This window comes from Paludibaculum fermentans, assembly GCF_015277775.1.
Lineage (GTDB): Bacteria > Acidobacteriota > Terriglobia > Bryobacterales > Bryobacteraceae > Paludibaculum > Paludibaculum fermentans.
In genome coordinates this window covers 669,433-685,654 of record NZ_CP063849.1, presented here as the reverse complement: position 1 = coordinate 685,654, position 16,222 = coordinate 669,433, and the positions used below count along the sequence as shown (strand labels likewise).

Here is a 16,222-nt window from a genome sequence, read left to right as displayed (position 1 = left end):
CAAGGACTCATTGCTCGACGAGGGAGCCCCGCCGCTCGACATTGTGTTGCTGCTGCCAGGGTTCCTGAAACAGCGTTTTCGGATTGTAGTTTTTCGTCAGCATGAGCTGCACATCGCTGATGTGGCGCTCCAGGAACGCACCCTCGCAGAAGGCGAGATAGTAGTCCCACATGCGGATGAAGCGCTCGTCGAAGCCCAGTTGCCGGACTTGCGGCAGGGCTCGATGGAACCGCTCGCGCCAGGCGGCCAGCGTCCGGGCATAGTGTGTCCCCATGGCCTCACAGTGGAACATCGAGAGGCTGGTGACGTTCGCCAGCGAGTCCAGAATCCCGCGGACGGAAGCCAGTTGCGCACCCGGAAAGATGTACTTTTGGATCCAATCGCTCTGCTTGCGATAGGCCGGGAACCGCTGCTCGTTCATCGTGATCGTTTGCAGCAGCATCGAGCCATCCGGCTTCAACAGCCGGTTGCAGGCGGCGAAATAGTCGTCGTAGTGTTCATACCCGATGGCCTCGAACATCTCGATGCTGACGATCTTGTCGTACTGGCCGGTGAGGAGCCGGTAGTCCTGCAGCAGCAATTGGATCTGCCCGTCCAGGCCGGCGGACTCGAAGAGCTGTTTCGCGTAGTCGTACTGTTGCCGGCTGATCGTAGTGGTGGTCACCCGGCAGCCGTATCCCCGCGCCGCATGCAAGGCAAAGCCGCCCCAACCTGTGCCGATCTCCAGCACATGATCCCCGGGCTGCAACTGCAGCTTGCGGCAGATGCGATCGATCTTCTGGAATTGCGCGGTCTCCAACGAGTCCTGCGGCGTCTCGTACCAGCCGCAGGAGTAGAGCATGCGCCTGTCGAGGAAGAGGCGGAAGAAGTCGTTGCTCAGGTCGTAGTGGGCCTGGATGTTGCGGCGGCTGCCGGCGATCGTGTTCTTCCGCAGCCGGTGGCGCACGTTGTTCAGGAAGAGGCTGAGCGAGGCGAAGAAGCCATTCGACCGCTCCAGCGCCGCACTGTTGCGCACGGCGAGGCGGACGAGGGAAACCAGGTCGGGCGAGGACCAGTCGCCATCCATGTACGACTCGCCCATGCCCGTGTCTCCGCCCTTCAGGGCGCGGACGAAGAAGCGTTCATTGTGCACCACCAGCCGGGCACGCAGGTTCGAGCCGGAGTCGCCGAAGCGGTGCGACCGCCCCTCCGACACCAACTCCAGTTCCGACGCCGTGATGCCTTCCAGCACCCTCATCAGCATGCGCTTTGCCAGCTTGTTCATGGGCCTTGTCCTCTCCTCAAACCTCACGCGTTTTGTGCCGCGGATGGGTGAACACCGGTGTCTTCTTGAGATACAAGCGCAGAGCTTCCCAATGGATGGCCACGATCACTTTGGCCGTCATCCAGGGGTGCACGAGCAGCGCATGGCGGAGCGACGCGGCTGACCAGGGCCGCCGCTGCAGCACCAGCGTGGCGTCAAAGAACGCCTGGCCGTTCTCGATCGTCTCCATGTGCGCGACCATGTCTTCAGCCGGCGGCTTGAAAGTGAAGGCGTAGTCCAAGTCCATGCCCATGAAGGGCGAAACGTGCATTTCCTTCCGCACCTGGTACCGCTTCGAGGTCGAGCCCGGCAGTTCGTTGCTCGTCTCCAGCCAGTAGTTGCGGCTCTCCCCAAACGTGCTGTTTACTTCCGCCACGATGCAACTGAGATGCAGGCCGGAGTCGTAGCAGTAGAAAAAAGATACGGGGTTGAAGTTGTAGCCGTAGTAGCGCAGATGGGTCAGCAGGAAGATGGGGCCATCCGGCAGGCTCAGCCCGCGCTCCCGCGCCTCCGCCGCCAGCCGCTCCCGCAGCGTCAGCCGCGGATCGCCAAAATGATCGCGCTGTTCAAAGCTGGCGCAGTTGAAACGGTTATAGCTGAGCAGGCGCGAGATCCCCATCAGCTCCGGAATGCGGTCGATGTCCAGGAAGGCCATGAACAGGCCGTAGCGAAACTCGTGCGGCACGGGACGAAAGCGGCGATGCCGCACGGTGCCGAAATAGAAGGCGGATTCCATGCGGTTAGCACTCCACCGAGAGCGTGCGCGCCACTCGCATGGCCGACTTCAGGCCGTCTTCGTGAAACCCGTAGAACCAGTACGCCCCGCAGAAGTGCGTGTGGTTGCGGCCGCTGATCTCACTCCAGCGATCCTGGGCGCGCACGGCTTCCCGGGTGTAGAGCGGGTGGGTGTAGACGATGCGGCGCAGGACCTTGGAAGCATCAATCGCCTCCTCGCCGTTCAGGGTGACGCAGTACTCCTCCGGAGTCCGCAGCGACTGCAGACGGTTCATGTGATATGTGAGCGTGACGAGGTCCTTTGCCTGCAATCCCAGGTTGTAGTTCCAACTCGCCCGCGCCTGCGGCCGGGCCGGCAGCAACGACGAATCCGTATGCAGTACCGCTACGTTGCGGCTGGTCCGGAAATTGCCCAATACTTCGCGCTCCGTGTCAGTGGGCGCCTCCAGCAGAGGCAGCACCTCGTCGCCGTGGCAGGCGAACACCACCTCGTCGAAGTCCATGGCAGGTCGATCGCGAAACTTCAGGGTCACGCCGGTGTGGCTCCGGCCAATTGATTCAATGGTCACGCCCGAGTGGATCCGGTCTCTGAACGGAGCAGCCAGCAACGGGATGTACGTGTTGCTGCCTCCGCGGATCACTTTCCACTGAGGATGCGTATCGATGCCGAGCATTCCGTGGTTGTCAAAGAACCGGAGCAAAGTGAGGGCCGGAAAGGACCGTATGGCATCCAGCGACATCGACCACACAGCCGCCGCCATGGGATAGAGGTAGTGCTGGCAGAAGCTCTCGTCATAGCGCCCCTCATCGAGCAGTTCGCCAATGGTCGCTTCCCCCGCGCCAGGTTCGTTCAGCAGTTTCGGTGCGGTCCGGTTGAACCGCAGAATCTCCCGGAACAGCCGGTAGTGCCGCGGACTGAAGAGATTCGATCGCTGCGCGAAGAAGCCATTCAGCCCGCGGCTGGAGTATTCGAAGCCGGTGCGGCGGCAGCACACCCCGAAGGACATATCGCTCGGTTGTGTCCGCACGCCCAGTTCATCCAGAAGGCGGCACAGATTGGGATAGGTCCGGTCGTTGTGCACGATGAAGCCGGTGTCGATGGGCACAGGCCCGGAGCTCGACTCCACCATCACCGTATTCGTGTGTCCGCCCAGCCGGGTCTCCTTCTCGAAGAGAGAGACCTCGTGCTTTTTGCTCAGGTACCATCCCGCGGCCAGACCGGAGATACCGCTACCGATCACTGCAATGCGCATCAGGCAGCTCTCCGCTGTTCCTGCCCGGTGGCCCGGAACGGCCTCAGGTTTTTCGCGATCCCCACCAGGCTCAGCAGCTTGAGGACGCCGTACGTAATATCGATCTCCCACCAGCGGAAGCCCTGCCGGCAACTGGCCATGGAGAAGTGATGGTTGTTGTGCCAGCCCTCCCCGAAGGTCAGCAACGCCAGCACCCAGTTGTTGCGGCTCTGATCTGGAGTGTGGAAGCGGCGGCTGCCGAACAGATGCCCCAGCGAGTTGATCGAAAAGGTTCCGTGGTACAGCAGCACCGTCGAGACCAGATACCCCCAGACAAAGACCGCGGGGCCGCCCATGAAAAACACCGCGGCAGCAAACAGCAGCGGCGGGGCCCAATGATAACGGTCCAGCCAGCGTAGCTCAGGGAACCTGGCGAAATCCGCGATCAGCTTCGGATCGTAGGCGTCGTGCTCGTTCGACAACACCCACCCGACATGGGACCACCAGACCCCGCGCTGCCAGGGCGAGTGCACATCCTGCTCCTCGTCGCCGTAGCGGTGGTGCTGCCGGTGATGGGCCGCCCACCACAGAACACCCTTCTGCCCCGATGTCTCGGCCAGCAGCGCCATCAGGAACTGCGAGAACCGCCCCAGCTTGTAGCTGCGATGGCTGAAGTAGCGGTGATACCAGGCCGTCACACCGAACATGCGAATCGAATAGGTAGCCGCCAGCCACCAAAGCAGGCTCGTATGGAATGGAACCAACCACACAGCCAGCGCGCCCGCATGAATCAGAAAGAAGAGAAAGACCACGCCGAATTGGTAATTGCGCAGAGTGCCAGCCATGAGTGCTCCCAGCCCGATGCCCTTCCACAACGCACTTTGAGCGTAGCGTGCCCAGTCGAGGCTGTCAAGAATTTGTCCATGACAAATACTTGACGAGATTCTGCGGCGGCATTACTCTGGAGAGGTGAGCACCCAGAGTCCGGTTCAGTACCCCATTCGGGCCGCAGCCAAGCTGACCGGCATCAGTATTGATACATTGCGTGCGTGGGAGCGCCGTTATCAGGCGGTAGTGCCCGTGCGGGGCGAGCGCGGCAGAGTCTACGACGCCGGCCAGATCAGCCGCCTCCGCTTGCTCAGGGATGTGATCGAGAGAGGCCACGCAATCGGCCAGGTGGCGTCACTCACCGATACGGCCCTGGAGGCACTGCTCGCCGCACCAGCCGCTGTCCAGGGCACGGTCCAGCCGACTGCCGCAGCCGCGGGTACGCCCGAATTGCTGGAGCCGGTCCTGAACGCCATCGAGGCCTTCGACTTCACCCAGGCCAATGCGTTGCTGGGCCGCCTGGCCGCCTTGCTACCAGCCCGGGAACTGTTGACGCACGTGGTGCTGCCTCTCATGCGCGAGGTGGGCGATCGATGGCATGCCGGCACCCTCAGCATCGCGCAGGAACACATGGTCTCCTCCAGCCTGCGCAACTTGCTGGGCGGACTCATGCGGCTCAACACCCCCTCCGCGCCGCAGGCCCGCATCCTCTTTGCTACGCCCTCTGGTGAGATGCACGAGTTCGGGATCCTGGCCGCGGCGATGCTCGCCGCCTCCAGCGGCTTCGAAGCGGTCTACCTGGGACCCAATCTGCCGGCGCGGGAGATTATCGCCGCCAGCGAACGCACCTGCCCCCTCGCCATCGTCGTCGCAATAAAAACAAGTTCTTCGGCAGAGGAGGTCATCGAAGAGTTGCGGTTGGTGGCCTCACAACGCCCGATGAACACGGAACTCTGGATCGGCGGCGGAGAGGCCGGGCAAGTGCTGCCCGCCTTGCGCAGCTCTCGCCTGTTTGCCTTGCACAATTTCGAGGAGTTCGAGGGGCACCTGGCCCGTCTGAAAGGCGCTAGCCTGTGATCCTTACTCTCAAACTGCTCTTCGGCGCGATCTGCGCCGCCATGTTAATCGTCACCGTCCGCACGTCCATGGAGCTGAGCCTGTGGTCCGCCTGGGCCGGCTACGCGGCAAATCCTTGGGCCATCGCGACCCTCTGGGACGCCTACTGCGGCTTCCTCACCTTCTATGTCTGGGTGCTGTACAAGGAGCGCGGCCTCGGCGTCCGCATTCTGTGGTTTGTGTTGATCATGGGTCTGGGCAACATTGCCACCGCCCTCTACGTCCTCATTCAGCTCTTCCGGCTGAGGCCGGGCCAAAGCCCGGAGTCCTTACTGCTCAGGCGGCCCGCATGAACAGTTCCTGGTGGCGGCGCAGAGTGGCGAATCCGCTGTTGATCCTCCTGAAGCAAGGCCTGTCGCCGGAAAAACTGGCCCTCACCATTGCCTTGGGCATCACGTTGGGAGTCACACCGGTCCTGGGTTCGACCGGACTTCTCTGCACCCTGGCCGCACTGGCCTTCCGCCTGAATCTGCCCGCCATCCAACTGGTCAACTGGCTGGTCTACCCTCTGCAACTGGCGCTGCTGGTGCCGCTGCTGCAGGCCGGCGCCCGCCTGTTCGGAAAGGAATCCGCCGGCTTCTCGCTCTCCGTCATCCTGCAACTGATCCGCACGGATGCCCTGCGCGCCATCGGCCTCCTCTGGACAGCGACTCTTCACGCTCTGCTCGTCTGGCTCGCCGCGGGCCTGGTGGCCACCGGTCTTCTCTATCTGGCCCTGGTGCCGATCCTCAAGCGCGTACGGACGGAATCTGCGCGTCCCGGAGAGGTGGCGGCATGAGTCACCTGATTCTCCTGGGCGCGGGCGCGGTCTGCCTGCTGATGACCCTGCTCTGGCTGCTTCACCTGCGTTTGAAGAATGCCTCCGTCGTTGATCCCGGCTGGGCCGGCGGACTCGCGTTGCTCGGGGCCCTCTACGCCGTCCTGGGCGCCGGCTGGAGCACCCGCCGTCTCATCATGGCCGCACTCGCCATGACCTGGGGTCTGCGGCTCTCCTTCTATCTGCTGTTCACCCGGGTCATCGGACATCCGGAAGAAGGCCGCTATGTCCAACTGCGGCGCGAATGGCGCACCAACATCCCAGCGAAGTTCCTGTTGTTCTTCCAGTTTCAGGCTCTTCTCGCCGTCATCCTCGCGACACCTTTCCTGTTGTCCGCCATGAATCCAAGGCCGAGCCTGGCATGGACCGAGTACGCGGCCATCGCCTTGTGGCTGGTAGCCATGCTGGGCGAGACCCTCGCCGACGCGCAACTCCACGCCTTCAAGGCCAATGCCGCTAATCGCGGCACCACCTGCCGAGCCGGACTCTGGCGCTACTCGCGCCATCCCAACTACTTCTTCGAGTGGCTCATCTGGGTGGCCTTCGCGCTGTTTGCCTGGAATGCTCCCTACGGCTCTGTGTCCATCGCCTGCCCGCTGCTGATGCTCTACTTCCTGTTCCGCGTGACCGGCATTCCAGCCACAGAGGCCCAGGCGCTGCGCACCAAGGGCGACGACTACCGCCGCTACCAGCAAACCACCAGCGCCTTTGTCCCGTGGTTTCCAAGGAGCTGAATCCAGTGCACACACAAGCTGTCAATCCTTCCCCCGTCCTGGACGCCGGCTACAACCGGATTCTCGAAACCGGTCTGCTGCCCGACTGGCTCCTGCGCATCGGCATCCGGCGCCTGGTCGCCGAGCGCCTGTCGGACGAACTCCAGGGCGGCGTCGAAGCACAGGCCGAACGGCTTGCCCGCTTCCTTGCCCAGCTTCGCCAGAGTCCCATCGCGATCCACCCCGATGCCGCCAACGCGCAGCACTACGAGGTGCCCGCGGAATTCTACGGCCTGGTGCTCGGCCCGCACCGGAAGTACAGCTGCGCCCTGTGGACCGATGAGGTCCGCGACCTCGCCCAGGCCGAACAGGCCATGCTCGCCCTCACCTGCAAGCGCGCCCGCCTCGAGGACGGCCAGGATGTGCTGGAACTCGGCTGCGGCTGGGGCTCACTGTCGCTCTTCATGGCCGCGCGCTATCCGAACAGCCGCATCCTGGCGGTCTCCAACTCCCGCTCCCAGAAGGCCTACATCGACGGCGAGGCCGCCCGCCGCGGCCTGTCCAACCTGGAAGTAGTCACGTCGGACATGAATGACTTCTCCACGACGCGGGGCTTCGACCGCATCGTCTCCGTCGAGATGTTCGAGCACATGCGCAACTACGCGGAGCTGCTGCTGCGCATCTCTTCGTGGTCGCGTCCGAACGCCCTGCTCTTCGTCCACATCTTTGCGCACAGCCGTGTCGCCTATCCCTTTGAAGTCCGCGGAGCCTCCGACTGGATGGCCCAGCACTTCTTCACCGGCGGCATCATGCCCAGCGACGATCTGCTGTTGAACTTCCAGGATCACTTCCGGATTCGCGATCACTGGCGGCACAGCGGAGTCCACTACCAGAAAACCTCCGAGGCCTGGCTGCAACTGATGGATCAACACAAATCGGAGGTCCTGGCGATCTTCTCGAAGACCTACGGCGAGAGCGAGGCCCACCGCTGGCTCCACCGCTGGCGCATCTTCTTCCTGGCCTGCGCGGAGCTGTTCGGCTTTGCGGGAGGCCAGGAGTGGATCGTCGCCCACTATCTGTTCGAGAACGCCGCCGGTCAGGCGGATTAGCCTACTCGCGCCAGGGTTGCCGGGCGAGGTAGCGCTCCAGCCGTTTCTGGAGGAGCGCGGCATCCGCCGGTTTCGCGGCCAGGGCCCGGCGCACGGTGGCCGCCGCATCCTCGAACCGGTTCGCTTCGGCATAGGCCGCGGCCAGCGTATCCAACACCTGGGCATTCTCCGCATTTGTGAGCAGCAGGGCTCGCACCGCGAGCACCACTGCCTCCGGCCCGTTGCGCAGCTCCTGATTCGTAGCCAGGATCCACGCCGCTCCCCGCAGGGCTTGGGCATTGTTCGGGCGCAGGCGAATCGTCTCGCGCCAGTGAGCCAGCGCCTCCACGGGAATCGCTATATTTTCGGCCAGGGACTGGTGGGCCTCGGCATAGTCCGCATTCAGCACCAACGCCTGGCGCAGGTGCGCCTCCGCTGCCTCCTTTTCCGATCGGCGCAGAGCGACCAGGGCGAGATAGTAATGCTCCTGCGCATTGGGCGTGGCAGAGACGGCCACCGGCCCGGCATCCTGGCCGGACTCCAGCAGCCGGATCGCCCGCACCAGGGGACTCTCGCCGCTCTTCCCTGCCCCCAATACGGTCGAAGCCTCAGCCCGCCGTCCCGCCAGCAGCAGCATCATGCCCAACCGCCGCCGGACCTCCTCATCCGCCGGAGCCACCTCCAGCAGTTCGCGCCACTTCCCCGCGGCTTCTTCATACCGCTTCGCCTTCTCGAAAAACACCGCACGATCGTATAGACGGTAGTACTCCAGCGCCGGTCCGCCGATGCTGCGCAGTCCGCCTGCCTGCCCGTTGACGAACTCCGGCAGGTTCACGGCGCGGTTGGCCGCTGTCGAGTTCTCAATCAGGATCGGCGGCGTGTCCATGCCGTCGTCGCCGATGTGCGTCAGGTACATCTGCGTGTACGGCGAGCGCGCCTTCGAGGAGAACACCATCCACCGGCCGTTCGGCGAAAAGCTGTGCCACGAATTCATGAGCGCGGTGTTGCAGTTCATCCGCCGGGCCTGCCCACCGGCGGCGGGCACGATGTAGAGCTGACTGTCGGGCCGCATCAGTTGCCCGTTGCGCGACTGCACAAACACCAGCCAGCGCCCATCGGGCGACAGCTTCGGAAACGTATTGCTCATCCCATTGTTCGAAGCGCCCTCAACCGGCTCAGCTACCCCGCCCTGCCCGCCGTTGAACGGGATCCGGTACAAGTCATAGCGGATCTGCAGTTCATTGGGATCATTCGCGAACCGCGCCACCGGATGGCCCGCTGGATTCGGATCCTGCGCGCGGGCGCGGGCAAACACCAGCGACCGTCCGTCCGGACTCCAAACCGCGCCGAAGTGTACATAGGCGGGGTCATCCGCACCGGGCAGCGGCTTCAAAACTCCAGACGCCCGGCTGTACCAGGCCAGCCGTCCTCTCGTCGGAAAGAACACCTGCAGGAACCGGTAGTCCGTGAAGTTGGCCACGTAGTAGTTGCTCGAAGTGGCTCCTGGCGTATCGATGGTAGTCACCACAGCATCGCCTTTCGGCGACACCTGGGACATGAAACCGACCCGGATTGCGTTCTCCAACCGGCCCTGCTCCGAAGTCCATTGGATGACGTCCTGGTTGCGAACCGTCACGTCCCGCCCGGCCTCCGCCAGGAAATAGCGGCCTTTGTTCTTGCGCAGTCCATCCAGGTCCATCCCCATCACGCGCCCATCGGCGGAGAACGAATGGCAATTCGCGCAAACCGGCAGTCCTTCCATGACGACCCGGCTGCGCGGCTCGTTCACAGCCCGTACCCGCCACTTCACCAGCCGGACAGCGTAGGGCGACAACGGCTGAATGTTGCCCGGATCGGTCTCCACCGGCATCAGCGGGACATCCCGATAAAAGATCGGAGAGCCCACCGGATCCCTGGAGGTTTCAATGTGGACGACCGCCATGGAGACACGGCGGCCTGCCCTGAATCCAGTGATCGTAATCGTTGCCGCGGCCTCCGTCGAATTCCGTTTAACACGTGCCCAGAGTTCAGGTGTCGGCGCCCATGCGCGTTGGGTTGCATCCGCCTTAGGAAGTTGGTTTGTGCTGGAGATGCAGTCCGGATCGATCTCGGGCAAACTGGCCAAGGCCCCGCTGGAAGCTTCCCACGCTCTGGCCGCACCGGAGGCGAAGTCTATTTCGATCATCCACCTGTTGGCCTTTGTTGAATCGTGCCATAACAAAGTTGGAGGGGCGATGTCGGGCGGAAAAAGTGAGCCTTCAGCCGGGTAATCGATGGTCAGGCCCGGCGGCCCCGCCTGGAGGGCGGCAGCCAGGACAAAGTTCAGCGTGATGAGAGTGGTTCGAACCACTGCTTCCAGGGTAAGCCAGGGGCCCACAGCGATGCGCTCAATTCACGGTAATCCCCTCGGCGGTCCTGTTCGTTACCTCGCGGGCCGCGGCATGGCAGCGGGGGGTACGTAAAAAAGCAGCGTCGACGCCCCAATTCTTTCTGTCGGCTTGAGTAAGTCCGGCCAGAGCGTCAGCTCCGGATATTGATCGTAAAGTCCTAACCGAGTCGCGTGCAGCACCGTCAGGCTCACTGCATTCCACCCCGGTGCCGGCATCGACGGGTCTGTTTCCCGCAGCGGCGGAAATCCGTGCCCCGCTTCCAGATAAGCCATGATGAACGGGTTGAACGTTACCTCGCGGGCGCCGAGTTCGTGCAGCCTGGCACTCAACCGATTCATGTCCTGCCCCCAATCCAAGTCCGAATCCACCAGGATCTTCTCCGGTTCATTGCCAGCCAGCATGTTGAAGTAAGGTAGATAGTCGGGGTGGCTGAGAATCGAGGTCAAGCTCATCCACAGGAGCAGTCAAGTCGCGAGTCGCGGCCAAATGGTACCACGGGGCCTCTCCAGCAATTGGACGCTGCCATAGGCCGCGACCAGGATGAATCCGAAGTACACAGGCAGAATGTGGCGAACTCCAATATTGATGTGCGTGAACATTGAGATCGCCAGAATGCCCAGGGAGCCAGCCAACGCGAGCGCGGCCCCACTGGCCGGCTTCCCCTTCCCGCCAAGCAGCCATACGCCGGTCGCGAGAAGCAACAGCATGGCCATAGGCGTCTTCACGGCCAACACTACCGGGTAGTAGTACCACCAGCCCGTCATGCTGCGCTGGCCAAGTAGATAAGCGGTATGGCCTTCGCGGTTGTGATGGATCACCTCGTTCAGGCCCTGAAACAACTCCGGCGCTGGTGTATTGAAGCCCAGCAGCGGGGACGGGCCGAAGGACAAGCGGTATCCGGCCCAGATCACCAACGCTCCTGTCAGCGCAACCAAACCGAGTCCAGGCAGGCGTCGCAGAGCCGCCCCGCGCAGCCAAGCCGAATTCGGCCTGGCTGACCACAGGTACCAGCCCAGCGCTGCCACACAGGCTGCGGGGTAGAACGCCAGGGCCGACAACTTGGACAACACCGCCACACCCAAGCTCACGCCCAGGATCGCGGCGTGACCCCAACTCGGTTCTTCCAACCAGATTAGGGTCGCCAAAAAGGCGGCCCCCAGGGTCGCGGTAAGTGCCATGTCCGTTGTAGCCAGCCCGCCGTGCGCCAGCATCGACGGCGAGAAGGTGAATAGAAACGTCGCAATCACGGCGCCGGCCCGTCCCAAGGTGCGTTTGCCCCACAAGTAGACCACCACACAAGCCAACCAGAAGAATGGCAGAATCCCCAATCGGGCCAATGTCAGATTCCTGGCGTAGTGGTTGTCGCGGTAGAGGATGGCCGCCCCTTCCTGATAAATGGTGGGGCGGCCCACATATCTGCGGCCAGCCAGGTAAGGCCCAATTGCAGCCGCAACTCGGGCGAGCGGCGGGTGCTGCGGTTCGTATACATAGCGTCCCTGGTCCACCCACTGCATGCCGCAGGCGATGTGTGCCGGTTCATCAATTGTGTGATTGAAAACACCGTATGTGGCTGCGACGCGCACCGTCGCAACCAGCAGAAGCACCCAGAATGAGGCCCGGGCGTGGCGATCCAACAAGGCTACAAGCCGCTGTCCGAAGGGGGGCATTTCCATCTCTTTCGCCCCCTCCTGATTTCTTAACTTCTTTGTTGGTTTTACGGCCACACGATGCCCCTATATTCAGATCACCAAATATATCAACTATGACCTTGCGATTCTTCATCCCGTCAGTCCAGCGGCGGATAGAACGCCACCGATTATTCATTACCACTCCATCAAGATACTCGCGGGACAGAGCAACAACATGTTGGAAACTTCGGGTAAGCTGGTTGTTCCAAAGGTGAACTTGATGCGTCCTTCAGAAACTCGGAACAAACGCCGCGCACCCGATCGTGATGCACCTCAGCCCAGCTCCCCCTGGTTGGACGCCTGGTGGGCGGTACCCTCGCTTTACTTTGCCCTCACGCTGATATTCCATGCAGTTCCTTTGCTGAGCTCCTCCGCCAGCATCCAGTGGGATGCCGCCGATGTCCATTACTCCGCACAGAAATACTTTTCCGATAATTTGCTTGCCGGCAAGCTGCCCTTCTGGAGCTCACAGATCTTTTCCGGCATGCCCTTCCTGGCCGACCCGCAAACCGGTGCCTGGTATCCCTTAAACTGGCCATTCTTCCTGGCTGGAATCACCCCTCGCTCGATTCAGTGGGAATTGGCGCTGCATTGCCTTCTTGCCTGCGTGGGCGTATTTCTGCTCACGCGCGATCTTGTAGCCAGCCGCCCGGCTGCTATTTTAGCCGGTGTACTGTATGGGTTCTCGGGCTTCTTCGCCAGTCACAGTTCCCACATTGGCATCTTCCAAACAGCCGCCATCTTGCCGTGGCTGCTCTGGTTTTTTCAACGGGCGGTCCTCTCGGATTGGCGCATTTTTGGCCCGGCCACCGCGTTGACCGGCGGAATGATGGTGCTGATCGGACACTTCCAAGCTGCACTCTACTCGTTCACGGGATTGGCGCTATTCACTATGGTTATGTTGGTGGCTGGAGAACCAGCTTGGCGCAAACGCACACCACTCCTGCTGGCCTTCACGGCCGTCGGCGCCGCGCTGATCTCCGCAATCCTCATACTGCCCGGCCTCGAACTGACCGCAAACTCCATTCGTGCCAGGGCGGATTTCGCCCGGCAGACCAGCGCAGTCCTCACCCCGGGCGCCCTCTTCACGCTGCTCATCCCTGACTTCTACGGTGCGGTGACTGGCGCCTACAAGGGCCCCGGCGACATCACCCAGTTCTACTTCTATCAGGGACTGCTCGCGCCCTTCCTGGCAATGGCCGGACTGCTGTACGGCAAAATCCGCCGGGTCGCGCTGGCACTCCTGATCCCGGCTCTCTGGTATGCCTTTGGACCTGGCGGCGGCCTCTACCTGCTCATCGCCAGACTACCGGGATTCCGCTCTGTGCAGTCGCCCGTCCACATCTGGTTTCTCATCGCCCTGGGCTTGGCCCTCCTCGCCTCGGCGGGCGCCGTCCAGGCAGCTCAAAGGTGGAATCGACCCTGGCTGATCCCCGCGTTGCTCGTCATTGCCGTCGCCGACCTCTGGTATTGGAACAGCAGCCAGAATCTCCTCGCCTACGCCCGGTCTTCCTACGGCGAGTTATACGGTTCAGCCGACGAACAGTTCGGCCGTGCCTGCGCACCCATCCGCCAGAATCCCCTCCACCGCATCTGGTACGAGCGCGACACAAACTCGTTCGGCCCTATGAACGCCGCGCTAAATACACGGACAGAGGTCACCTTCGGCTATAACCCGCTCGAACTGGCCCGCTACGCCGACTACCGTGCAGCCGCCGCGTCAAATCCCCGCCTGCTGGAAGGTCTTGCGGTCACTCACCGGATCGATCGCACCACCGGCGGAATCGGCGTGTTTTCGCCAACGCTTTCCCGTGTATCGGTGCCCCGGTCCGTGGCCTTGGTTACCTCTCCCGGAGAGGCGCGCAAAAGACTCGCCCATCTGGCCCCATCGGAAGTCGCCTTGGTGGAATCGGCCATCTCCGGGGGGAGTCAAGACCCGGCGGCGCGAGTCGAAATCACCGCTTATGCAGGTGACAGCTACCGGATCCGCTACACCGCCGCCTCGCCGTCATGGCTCCGCCTGTCCGTCCCCTACTTCCCAGGCTGGTCAGCCTCTGTCTCGGGGCACCCGGTTCCGGTCGCCCCATTGGACCTGGCACTCACCGGCATCCTGCTTCCTTCCGGAACCAACGAGGTGGTGGTCAGTTATCGCCCCACCTGGTTCCTAGCGGGGGCCCTCACCTCCGCGTTGTCCGCTCTGCTCATCGCCGCGATGCTGGCTCGGTCCATCGCCCAAGCCCGCCGCTGCCGCCCCGTCCGGAATCCCGACGTTTGCTCGCAAGCGTAGCCAATCATTGGCTAAATGTGGTGTTCATGGCGATGACACGGACCCCGCGCTTGTTGATGTTACATAATTTCGTGCGGATTCTGGTTGACATACCGACCGTCTGGACGGTACGTATTAAGTGAAGGCAACTTCACCACTCTAAACCCCCATCGATGCGCCAACCTGAACGTACCAAAGCCGCCATTCTCGCGGCCGCAGAACTGATCCTGATTAAGAAAGGCCTCCGGGGCATGACGCTCGAAGAAGTTGCCGCAGCAGCAGCCGTGAGTAAAGGCGGACTGCTGCACCACTTTGCCGGGAAGGATGAGCTGATTCTGGGTATCCTCGAGCGCCAGATGAGCGAATTCGAGCAGGACGTGGAGCGGCGCCGCCAGGAAGACCCCGCCGAGCCTGGAGCCTACACGCGCGCCTTCCTTCGCGCGAATCTTGAACCGGACGAACACGCATCCAAAGTATGTATCGCCTTTTTATCTGAATCCCGAACGATCCCCGCCTCCCTCGCCGTGGCCCAACAGCACTGCAACGCGTGGAGGCAGCGCCTTGAAAACGACGGCATCGACCCCGTGGTGGCAGCCATCGTCCGCTATGCCGGCGATGGCCTGATGTTTTCCGCCCTTTGGGGGATGCCGAAACCAGATAACTACGACGCTATTGTGGAGCGACTCCTGCAGTTAACGCAAGCCGCGGATGCGAAGTGCCTCCAGGCCCCGTCGACAGTCTAAAGAGAACAAAACAATGAATCGAAGCACACTCCGCCTCGCGGCGGTAGCATTACCCCTGTTGTCGTCCGCCATTCTGCTGACCGGTTGCGGCGGCCAGGCCTCCGGCGGCCCGCCGCCCATGCAGCCGCCCGCCGTCGACGTCACCCCCGTGGTCGCCGAAGATGTCCAGGTCAACAGCGAATGGGTTGCCACTATCGACGGCAGCGTCAACGCCATCATCCAGCCCCAGGTCACCGGCTACCTCGTCCGTCAGCTCTACCAGGAAGGCTCCTTTGTCCGCAAAGGCCAGGTTCTGTTCGAGATCGACCCACGCCCGTTCCAGGCGGTAGTCGACCAGGCCGCCGCTCAATTCGCCCAGGCCGAGAGCCAGGTGGTGCAGGCGCAAAGCCAGGTGGAACAGATGCAAAGCCAGATCGCCCAGGCCGCCGCTCAGTTGCGTAAGGCGGAAATCGATGTCCAGCGCGACACGCCTCTCGCGCAGGCGCGCGCCATCGCCCAAAGCCAACTCGACACGGAGATCCAGGCCAGGGCCGCCGCCGACGCCGCCCTCCAGGCGAGCAAGGCGAACCTGGCCACCAGCCAGGCCGCGGTGAAGACGGCCCAGGCCGCGGTAAAAGCCGCGAAGGCCGCCCAGTCCCAAGCCGAACTCAATCTCGGCTTCACCCAGGTCCACTCCCTCATTGACGGCATTGCCGGCGTGGCACAGACGCAGATCGGAAACCTCGTCAAAACCGACACCACGCTCACCACCGTGTCGCAAGTGGACCCCATCCGTGTCTACTTCCCCATCAGCGAGCAGGAGTACCTGAACCTCGCCGTGGGCCGCAAACCGGGCGATCCGGCCAGCCTGCTCTCGCCCAATCAGGTGCCCGCGCTGGAACTCGTACTCTCCAACGGCACCACCTACGCCCAGAAGGGCAAGGTCACGTTCACTGACCGCCAGGTGGATTCGCAGACCGGAACCATCCGCGTCGCCGCATCCTTCCCGAACCCCGGCAACGTCCTGCGGCCCGGCCAGTTCGGCCGCATCCACGCGCTCACCGGCACCCGCAAGAACGCCTTGTTGGTACCGCAGCGCGCGGTCACCGAGATGCAGGGTAAGCACCAAGTCGCTGTCGTGCTGGCCGGCAACAAGGTCCAGATCCGGCAGGTCACCCTGGGCCCCACGGTCGGCTCCCGCTATGTCATCGAGAGCGGCCTGCGCGCCGGCGAAAGCGTCGTGGTCGAAGGCCTGGCCAAGGCCATGGACGGCGGCACCGTCGTCCCGCAACCGGCCGCCAGCCCCGCCGGTGGGAGCCACTAA

16 protein-coding genes are annotated in these 16,222 nt (G+C 62.8%); 9 read left to right on the top strand and 7 right to left on the bottom strand.

Annotation, left to right across the window (positions count from 1 at the left end; genetic code table 11):
* Positions 1 to 7: 7 nt before the first annotated feature.
* The 4 genes from IRI77_RS02775 to IRI77_RS02760 are packed head-to-tail and all read right to left on the bottom strand — an operon-like array spanning position 8 to position 4,115.
* A complete protein-coding gene (locus tag IRI77_RS02775; protein WP_194450566.1) occupies positions 8 to 1,264 on the bottom strand; it encodes an SAM-dependent methyltransferase in 1,257 nt (418 codons plus the stop codon).
* 16 nt (positions 1,265 to 1,280) lie between these two features.
* Positions 1,281 to 2,039, bottom strand: coding sequence for a DUF1365 domain-containing protein (locus IRI77_RS02770; protein WP_194450565.1), 759 nt, complete (start codon positions 2,037 to 2,039; stop codon positions 1,281 to 1,283).
* Positions 2,040 to 2,043: 4 nt separating this feature from the next.
* Positions 2,044 to 3,291, bottom strand: a complete 1,248-nt coding sequence (locus tag IRI77_RS02765) for an NAD(P)/FAD-dependent oxidoreductase (RefSeq protein ID WP_194450564.1) — start codon at positions 3,289 to 3,291, stop codon at positions 2,044 to 2,046.
* Positions 3,291 to 4,115, bottom strand: coding sequence for an acyl-CoA desaturase (locus tag IRI77_RS02760; RefSeq protein WP_194450563.1), 825 nt, complete (start codon positions 4,113 to 4,115; stop codon positions 3,291 to 3,293). Before IRI77_RS02760 ends, IRI77_RS02765 begins: the two co-directional genes overlap by 1 nt.
* Positions 4,116 to 4,239: 124 nt before the next feature.
* On the opposite strand from IRI77_RS02760, the gene IRI77_RS02755 reads away from it, so the two are divergent.
* Genes IRI77_RS02755 through IRI77_RS02735 form a run of 5 tightly spaced genes read left to right on the top strand, consistent with a single transcriptional unit; the run spans position 4,240 to position 7,853 of the window.
* The gene (locus IRI77_RS02755; RefSeq protein ID WP_194450562.1) at positions 4,240 to 5,175 is read left to right on the top strand and encodes a MerR family transcriptional regulator; all 936 of its coding nucleotides are present in this window, start codon (positions 4,240 to 4,242) and stop codon (positions 5,173 to 5,175) included.
* Entirely contained in the window at positions 5,172 to 5,507 is a 336-nt protein-coding gene (locus IRI77_RS02750) for a DUF1475 family protein (RefSeq protein WP_194450561.1), read from the top strand. The genes IRI77_RS02755 and IRI77_RS02750 overlap by 4 nt, the downstream gene beginning before the upstream one ends.
* Positions 5,504 to 5,992 carry a DUF2062 domain-containing protein gene (locus IRI77_RS02745; RefSeq protein ID WP_194450560.1) on the top strand — a complete coding sequence of 163 codons (489 nt, stop codon included), beginning with the start codon at positions 5,504 to 5,506 and terminating at the stop codon, positions 5,990 to 5,992. The genes IRI77_RS02750 and IRI77_RS02745 overlap by 4 nt, the downstream gene beginning before the upstream one ends.
* A complete protein-coding gene (locus IRI77_RS02740) occupies positions 5,989 to 6,765 on the top strand; it encodes a DUF1295 domain-containing protein (RefSeq protein ID WP_194450559.1) in 777 nt (258 codons plus the stop codon). The genes IRI77_RS02745 and IRI77_RS02740 overlap by 4 nt, the downstream gene beginning before the upstream one ends.
* 5 nt (positions 6,766 to 6,770) lie before the next feature.
* Positions 6,771 to 7,853: an SAM-dependent methyltransferase gene (locus tag IRI77_RS02735; protein ID WP_228486567.1), complete on the top strand. Its 1,083-nt coding sequence runs from the start codon at positions 6,771 to 6,773 to the stop codon at positions 7,851 to 7,853.
* A 1-nt stretch (position 7,854) separates the two neighbouring features.
* Here IRI77_RS02735 and IRI77_RS02730 read toward each other — a convergent pair whose 3' ends face one another.
* Positions 7,855 to 9,702 (bottom strand): PD40 domain-containing protein, encoded by a 1,848-nt coding sequence (locus IRI77_RS02730; protein ID WP_194450558.1) that lies wholly within the window; start codon positions 9,700 to 9,702, stop codon positions 7,855 to 7,857.
* Positions 9,703 to 9,757: 55 nt separating this feature from the next.
* Here IRI77_RS02730 and IRI77_RS02725 point away from each other — a divergent pair, with 55 nt between their 5' ends.
* Complete coding sequence (locus tag IRI77_RS02725) at positions 9,758 to 10,102, top strand: hypothetical protein (RefSeq protein WP_194450557.1); 345 nt, start codon at positions 9,758 to 9,760, stop codon at positions 10,100 to 10,102.
* Positions 10,103 to 10,254: 152 nt separating this feature from the next.
* Here the strand turns inward: IRI77_RS02725 and IRI77_RS02720 are convergent, their stop codons facing one another.
* Positions 10,255 to 10,668, bottom strand: a complete 414-nt coding sequence (locus tag IRI77_RS02720) for a hypothetical protein (RefSeq protein WP_194450556.1) — start codon at positions 10,666 to 10,668, stop codon at positions 10,255 to 10,257.
* An 18-nt stretch (positions 10,669 to 10,686) separates the two neighbouring features.
* Complete coding sequence (locus tag IRI77_RS02715; RefSeq protein WP_194450555.1) at positions 10,687 to 11,889, bottom strand: ArnT family glycosyltransferase; 1,203 nt, start codon at positions 11,887 to 11,889, stop codon at positions 10,687 to 10,689.
* Positions 11,890 to 12,268: 379 nt separating this feature from the next.
* Here IRI77_RS02715 and IRI77_RS02710 point away from each other — a divergent pair, with 379 nt between their 5' ends.
* From IRI77_RS02710 to IRI77_RS02700, 3 genes are all read left to right on the top strand, one after another.
* Entirely contained in the window at positions 12,269 to 14,197 is a 1,929-nt protein-coding gene (locus tag IRI77_RS02710; protein ID WP_194450554.1) for a YfhO family protein, read from the top strand.
* Between the two features lie 152 nt (positions 14,198 to 14,349).
* A complete protein-coding gene (locus IRI77_RS02705; protein WP_194450553.1) occupies positions 14,350 to 14,919 on the top strand; it encodes a TetR family transcriptional regulator in 570 nt (189 codons plus the stop codon).
* Positions 14,920 to 14,932: 13 nt separating this feature from the next.
* Complete coding sequence (locus tag IRI77_RS02700) at positions 14,933 to 16,222, top strand: efflux RND transporter periplasmic adaptor subunit (RefSeq protein WP_194450552.1); 1,290 nt, start codon at positions 14,933 to 14,935, stop codon at positions 16,220 to 16,222.

Coding starts and splice junctions, on each gene's coding strand:
- IRI77_RS02775 (WP_194450566.1), bottom strand. CDS start 1,264: ATGAACAAGCTGGCAAAGCGCATGCTGATGAGGGTGCTGGAAGGCATC.
- IRI77_RS02770 (WP_194450565.1), bottom strand. CDS start 2,039: ATGGAATCCGCCTTCTATTTCGGCACCGTGCGGCATCGCCGCTTTCGT.
- IRI77_RS02765 (WP_194450564.1), bottom strand. CDS start 3,291: ATGCGCATTGCAGTGATCGGTAGCGGTATCTCCGGTCTGGCCGCGGGA.
- IRI77_RS02760 (WP_194450563.1), bottom strand. CDS start 4,115: ATGGCTGGCACTCTGCGCAATTACCAATTCGGCGTGGTCTTTCTCTTC.
- IRI77_RS02745 (WP_194450560.1), top strand. CDS start 5,504: ATGAACAGTTCCTGGTGGCGGCGCAGAGTGGCGAATCCGCTGTTGATC.
- IRI77_RS02740 (WP_194450559.1), top strand. CDS start 5,989: ATGAGTCACCTGATTCTCCTGGGCGCGGGCGCGGTCTGCCTGCTGATG.
- IRI77_RS02730 (WP_194450558.1), bottom strand. CDS start 9,702: ATGCCGGTGGAGACCGATCCGGGCAACATTCAGCCGTTGTCGCCCTAC.
- IRI77_RS02725 (WP_194450557.1), top strand. CDS start 9,758: ATGTGGACGACCGCCATGGAGACACGGCGGCCTGCCCTGAATCCAGTG.
- IRI77_RS02715 (WP_194450555.1), bottom strand. CDS start 11,889: ATGCCCCCCTTCGGACAGCGGCTTGTAGCCTTGTTGGATCGCCACGCC.
- IRI77_RS02705 (WP_194450553.1), top strand. CDS start 14,350: ATGCGCCAACCTGAACGTACCAAAGCCGCCATTCTCGCGGCCGCAGAA.
- IRI77_RS02700 (WP_194450552.1), top strand. CDS start 14,933: ATGAATCGAAGCACACTCCGCCTCGCGGCGGTAGCATTACCCCTGTTG.